This window comes from Pseudomonas meliae (assembly GCF_001400515.1).
Taxonomy (GTDB): Bacteria; Pseudomonadota; Gammaproteobacteria; order Pseudomonadales; family Pseudomonadaceae; genus Aquipseudomonas; species Aquipseudomonas amygdali.
In genome coordinates this window covers 1-251 of record NZ_LJQT01000401.1, presented here as the reverse complement: position 1 = coordinate 251, position 251 = coordinate 1, and the positions used below count along the sequence as shown (strand labels likewise).

The window sequence follows — 251 nt, the reverse complement described above, 5'->3', positions numbered from 1 at the left end:
TGTTCAGCGTCTCCTTAGAACGGCAAGATCCTATGCGCATGTTTAATTTCAAAAATGATACGCCGGTTTACCGAACGATGTCACCTGAGTTTCTTGTCGACGGCAGGGTAAGCGGTAACCCCATTTCAAGGACATGGGTTCGTGATCATGAGAGTCTGAGGCCAAATCCAAATGGCGGCTTCCCTGAAGGGACCTCAAATGCGTATTGGCCAGTTATTCGTGAGGCTCGTGACCTTAGAGGGTGTAGACAA

The 251-nt window shown here is 49.0% G+C and carries 1 protein-coding gene; it reads left to right on the top strand.

Annotated features, from left to right (window positions below):
• A partial coding sequence (locus ALO64_RS26915; protein WP_217996282.1) for an AvrPphF family type III effector occupies positions 1 to 251 on the top strand: 251 nt, incomplete at both ends.